This is a genomic window from Skermanella sp. (genome assembly GCF_059503625.1).
The window spans coordinates 1-4,200 of sequence record NZ_JCACHA010000060.1 but is presented as its reverse complement, the minus strand read 5'-3'; the positions used below and the strand labels follow the sequence as shown (position 1 = coordinate 4,200).

Annotated in this window: 8 protein-coding genes and 1 pseudogene; 7 read left to right on the top strand and 2 right to left on the bottom strand. The window is 55.7% G+C overall.

Going from position 1 to position 4,200, the window contains the following annotated elements:
- Positions 1–145: 145 nt before the first annotated feature.
- Together AC5JJ6_RS01610 and AC5JJ6_RS01605 are read left to right on the top strand one after the other, a co-directional pair.
- Positions 146–676 carry a sigma-70 family RNA polymerase sigma factor gene (locus AC5JJ6_RS01610; RefSeq protein WP_496040364.1) on the top strand — a complete coding sequence of 177 codons (531 nt, stop codon included), beginning with the start codon at positions 146–148 and terminating at the stop codon, positions 674–676.
- Positions 673–1,479 carry an anti-sigma factor family protein gene (locus AC5JJ6_RS01605; protein ID WP_496040363.1) on the top strand — a complete coding sequence of 269 codons (807 nt, stop codon included), beginning with the start codon at positions 673–675 and terminating at the stop codon, positions 1,477–1,479. Before AC5JJ6_RS01610 ends, AC5JJ6_RS01605 begins: the two co-directional genes overlap by 4 nt.
- A 133-nt stretch (positions 1,480–1,612) precedes the next feature.
- Here the strand turns inward: AC5JJ6_RS01605 and AC5JJ6_RS01600 are convergent, their stop codons facing one another.
- A complete protein-coding gene (locus tag AC5JJ6_RS01600) occupies positions 1,613–1,849 on the bottom strand; it encodes an anti-sigma factor family protein (protein ID WP_496040362.1) in 237 nt (78 codons plus the stop codon).
- Positions 1,850–2,089: 240 nt separating this feature from the next.
- On the opposite strand from AC5JJ6_RS01600, the gene AC5JJ6_RS01595 reads away from it, so the two are divergent.
- From AC5JJ6_RS01595 to AC5JJ6_RS01580, 4 genes and pseudogenes are all read left to right on the top strand, one after another.
- Complete coding sequence (locus AC5JJ6_RS01595; RefSeq protein ID WP_496040361.1) at positions 2,090–2,389, top strand: transposase; 300 nt, start codon at positions 2,090–2,092, stop codon at positions 2,387–2,389.
- On the top strand, positions 2,386–2,901 hold the full coding sequence (locus AC5JJ6_RS01590; RefSeq protein WP_496040360.1) for an IS3 family transposase: 516 nt from the start codon (positions 2,386–2,388) through the stop codon (positions 2,899–2,901). Before AC5JJ6_RS01595 ends, AC5JJ6_RS01590 begins: the two co-directional genes overlap by 4 nt.
- A pseudogene (locus tag AC5JJ6_RS01585) lies at positions 2,856–3,008 on the top strand (DDE-type integrase/transposase/recombinase); the annotation flags it as partial. The gene AC5JJ6_RS01590 and the pseudogene AC5JJ6_RS01585, both read left to right, overlap by 46 nt.
- A 98-nt stretch (positions 3,009–3,106) precedes the next feature.
- Positions 3,107–3,298 carry an IS3 family transposase gene (locus AC5JJ6_RS01580; RefSeq protein ID WP_496040359.1) on the top strand — a complete coding sequence of 64 codons (192 nt, stop codon included), beginning with the start codon at positions 3,107–3,109 and terminating at the stop codon, positions 3,296–3,298.
- Positions 3,299–3,390: 92 nt separating this feature from the next.
- Here AC5JJ6_RS01580 and AC5JJ6_RS01575 read toward each other — a convergent pair whose 3' ends face one another.
- On the bottom strand, positions 3,391–3,540 hold the full coding sequence (locus AC5JJ6_RS01575; protein WP_496040358.1) for a hypothetical protein: 150 nt from the start codon (positions 3,538–3,540) through the stop codon (positions 3,391–3,393).
- Between the two features lie 309 nt (positions 3,541–3,849).
- Here AC5JJ6_RS01575 and AC5JJ6_RS01570 point away from each other — a divergent pair.
- On the top strand, positions 3,850–4,200 hold a 351-nt coding region (locus AC5JJ6_RS01570), incomplete at its 3' end, for a response regulator (protein WP_496040357.1).

Below are 4,200 nucleotides of genomic sequence, written 5' to 3'. Positions count from 1 at the left end.
AAATATGTAAGAAATTATTTATGCAACCCCAGAGGTTTTGCTAAGCCCAAATCTGCACTTGATATCGGATGGCGCTAAACAACTCTATGTCCAGCGCTTCCATATAGCCAGCCGACCATGACAGGGGTTAGGTTCAGACGGGATCATGAAATCAATCCAGGATCACATTCGTAGCCGCCTGGTGTCTTTGTACCCAAGGTTGAAACGCTTCGGGATCAGCTTGACCGAGTCAGAGGATAGTGCAGACGATTTGGTTCAACATGCCTGCGAACGTGCGCTTGAGCGATCCGACCAATGGACACCGGGAACGCGTCTTGACAGCTGGTTGTACTCAATCATGTATCATGCCTGGATTGATGAACAGCGCAGTGCTTTCAACAAAAACAGTGCCCCTCTTGAAGATGCGCTCAATGTTGAAAGCGACAAGGGCACAACGGTGGCCGAAAACCTGCTGATGCTTGATGACGTCTATCAGGCCCTGCTTCAGCTGCCAGAGGATCAGCGCATCGTGCTTACCCTAGTGTGCATTGACGGCATGAGTTATAAGGAGGCTGCCGAAATACTCAGTATCAGCATTGGCACTGTCATGAGCCGGGTATCCCGGGGACGGTTTTCTCTAGCCAAGCGGCTCGGACAATCTCCATGGCAGCCCAGTGATATTGTGAAGTTGCGGTGACGATGATGATTGTCGATGATGCATTCCTGGCTGCTTACGTTGATGGGGAACTGAACTCCGCCCAGCTTGCTGATGTTGAGAAACTTCTTGCCCGAAGTGAGGAAGCACGCCGGAAAGTCAAAGAACTGCGCGATGTGACCGCTCGGTTGCGCACCAGCTGTGCGGCGCAGCGTTTCATGCCGGTGCCTGAGAGGTTTTTGGCACTGGCATCCTCCAGTTCACCCGCTCAAGAAAGACAAAGACGCTGGCAGATCTTTTCGAGGTTCCGATGGGTGCGCCAAGCGCTGGCTGCGTCATTCCTGCTTTTGGCGGTTGCAGGTGCTAACTATGGCTATTATGCACTACGGTCACAGCAGGGCAGCGCGAGTGCAACCGACGAACTGCTTAAGGAGCTTGCGGAGTATCATGTCATATACGCACGTGAGACGGAGCACTTGGTAGAAGTGCCTGCAACCCGCAAAGCGCACATCGAGGAGTGGTTGGGTAACCGATTAAACCGAAAGTTGACTGTTCCGGATCTGACGCGAGATGGGCTGGAATTCATCGGCGCGCGAATGCTGGTCATGGAAGGGCACCCTGTTGCACAGTTGATCTATAAACATGATGATGAACCCCCGGTTGCATTGTGCATCACGTTGAGTGAACTAAGAAAAAGCTCCTTCTCTGTTGATAAGCACCAGGGCCTCGTTGTCGGTCACTGGAATGAGGATGGGTACATTTTTGTGGTGGTTGGCGCCTTGCCCATCGGTAACGTTCGAAACCTGGCCGCTAAAGTCGAAGCTCAACTCTCCGGCTCATTTTGAAAAACGAGGGAAATGTACTACAGGCAGGGGCGATCAGTCCCCATCATGAAACCCTATGTGTACGAGTTTTCACTGTGATTATAGTGATATCTCTCATCAAGCACAGGCGTTTTCTCAACTTGAGCTTTCTGCTTCAAACCATTGTTGGATCAAACGAGATATGATCGGTCTTACTAGCACCCCTGCTACGACGACCATGAGATGCCCGTCCTGCCTGGCGCTGTCTCCGCAGCATCCCCACCCGCGCAGCAGCTTCCGGGTCATGGCCCAGGACTTGTTCAATCCGGAGGCGCGCCTCCGGAGGCAGCTCTCCCTTGGTATAAGCCGTCAACGCTTCATCAATAATTGGCAAAGACATGCGATCAACCATGGTGATCCTCCTGTGTGTCTATTCGAGAACTTTGATATCTAAATAACAGGCCCTCAATAGCTCATAGGAACTATAACTACATGTATGCCCTAGTAAGTTGACCTATTATTATGTTATTCGACCATAGATTAGACTCTCACAGTCAGTTTTAGTGGGCATGCAGAGCGCATCGCTTCTAACTGACCTTGCCCCGCCAGACCGGACCAGGTGGTAAGCTTACGAACCACCTGGAGGAAAGATATGACGAAGAAGACGCGCCGCCGGTACACGGCGGAGTTCAAGACAGCGGCGGTTGCCCGGCTGGATGAGCCCGGCCAGACACTGAGCAGTGTCGCCCAGGCCTTCGGTGTGGCGGCGACGCAGGTGAAGACCTGGCGATTGGAGCAGCAGGCTGCCGGATCGGCGGAGGCGGTCGCGCGACGCCGGGCGGAAGCGGCCGAACTGCAGCAGCTGCGGCGCGACAACAAGCGGCTTCAGGAGGAGAACGAGATCCTACGGAAAGCCTCGGCTTTTTTCGCCAGGTGGGCGGAGAAAGCATGAAAGCGAAGCTCGCCTTCATCTCCGCCCACGGCGCTACCTATTCGATCCGCCTGCTGTGCGCTGTTCTGGGAGTGGCGCGCAGCTGGTTCCATGACTGGCAGGCCGGTGGTCAGGCCAGAGCGGCGGAGACCCGCACCGAAGCCGACCTCGTCGGCCAAATCCGCGGCATTTTCCAGGAAAGCGGCGAACGCTATGGGGCTCCGCGCGTCCATGCTGAATTGCTGGCTCAGGGCTTCCGCATCGCCCGCAAGAGGGTCGCCCGCCTCATGCAGGAGAACGGCATTCAGCCACCCCGGCGCAGGAAGCGGCCGCCGATCACGACCGACAGCCGGCACGGCTACGGCATCGCCCCCAACCTGCTCCAGCGTGCCTTCGAGGCGGATCGCCCGAACACGATCTGGCTCGCAGACATTACGTATAGTGCGCCACTGACGAAGGCTGGCTGTACCTGGCCGCCGTCAAGGACATGGCGACCCACGAGATCGTCGGCTGGAGTATGGCCGATCACCTGAGGAGTTCGCTGTGCGAGAACGCCCTGATGATGGCGATCCAGCATCGCGCACCGCCCCGAGGCCTCATTCATCATTCCGACCGCGGCGTTCAATACGCCTGTGGACCGTACCGGAAGATCCTCGACTGCTACGGCATCAAGGCATCCATGAGCCGCAAGGGCGACTGTCTTGAACCCGTTAGGGTCAGCGAAGCTAACATGCACCGATGGAATCGTTCTTCAGCTCGATCAAGACCGAGCTGGTTCATCGAACGCAGTTCCGCACCCGTCGCGAGGCCAAGGCGGCGCTGTTCGAATACATCGAAATCTTCTACAACAGGAAACGCCGACATTCCGGGATCGACTACCGGACGCCGGCCCAGGCTCATGCGGAGATGCTGATCCAAGCGGCTGCATGACAAACGTTGCCACTGGTCCGGTCTAGCGGGGCAATGTCAATGCTTGCCGGTGCCAGACAAGGGGCCAGAGCCCCTTTCCATACCGGTATTGCTCAGAACTGAACCTCGACGGCGGCCTCGGCGGAAGGTGTCAGCTCGGTGGCAGTTTGGCCATAGGTCACCGCAATCTTAGCCGGGCACTTGGCCGTTTCATTGGTTCGGCTGGTTTTCCACGTGAAGGAGCGGATCGGCGATCCGGCCATATCGGCATCGAAAACTGCCCTTACACTTGCAACCTGCTAAGGATTAGTGACCGCAGGAAGCCTAATGTCCGAGATATCGGCCTAAGCGGAAGGGCCACGAACGGACTGCTGGCATAAACCTAACGGCACAAACCGAGTCAGCATCCGTACCAGGCACATAGGACCATTTATCCACGATAAAGTGTTAATTTTACCTTTATTTCATCTGGAATATCATACATTGTTTCTCCAACGCAGCAACGAACGCGCCACAGCCTATCAAGCCGGATCACGCGGTCGTTCGATCAACAGCGCTTTGGAGAGTTCGTTATGACACCGATACGCACTATTCTGATCGAAACCAACCGCCTGTTCCGCGAAGGCCTGAAGCATCTGCTTGCCGATACCCATTTCGCGGTCGAGGCAGAGTTCAGCACGATTGAGCAGGCTGTTGGAGGTGTGGGTTCTTCCGGGTTGGTCATCACCAGCGAGGCTGGTAATCTGCACCGGATCCGAAGCGCCTACCCTGAAACCTGCATTGTGGTACTGGCCAACGACCTAGTGGTTGATGCCCTGCGCGACGCCATGACTGCTGGCGTCAATGGTTATCTGATGAAGGACGTCTCGCCGGAAGCCCTGATCCAGTCGTTGGAATTAGTGATGATGGGCGAAAAGGTGTTC

Excerpts from the sequence above, each read along its gene's own strand:
- AC5JJ6_RS01610 (WP_496040364.1), top strand. The coding sequence starts at position 146 with ATGAAATCAATCCAGGATCACATTCGTAGCCGCCTGGTGTCTTTGTAC.
- AC5JJ6_RS01600 (WP_496040362.1), bottom strand. The coding sequence starts at position 1,849 with ATGGTTGATCGCATGTCTTTGCCAATTATTGATGAAGCGTTGACGGCT.
- AC5JJ6_RS01595 (WP_496040361.1), top strand. The coding sequence starts at position 2,090 with ATGACGAAGAAGACGCGCCGCCGGTACACGGCGGAGTTCAAGACAGCG.
- AC5JJ6_RS01590 (WP_496040360.1), top strand. The coding sequence starts at position 2,386 with ATGAAAGCGAAGCTCGCCTTCATCTCCGCCCACGGCGCTACCTATTCG.
- AC5JJ6_RS01580 (WP_496040359.1), top strand. The coding sequence starts at position 3,107 with ATGGAATCGTTCTTCAGCTCGATCAAGACCGAGCTGGTTCATCGAACG.
- AC5JJ6_RS01575 (WP_496040358.1), bottom strand. The coding sequence starts at position 3,540 with ATGGCCGGATCGCCGATCCGCTCCTTCACGTGGAAAACCAGCCGAACC.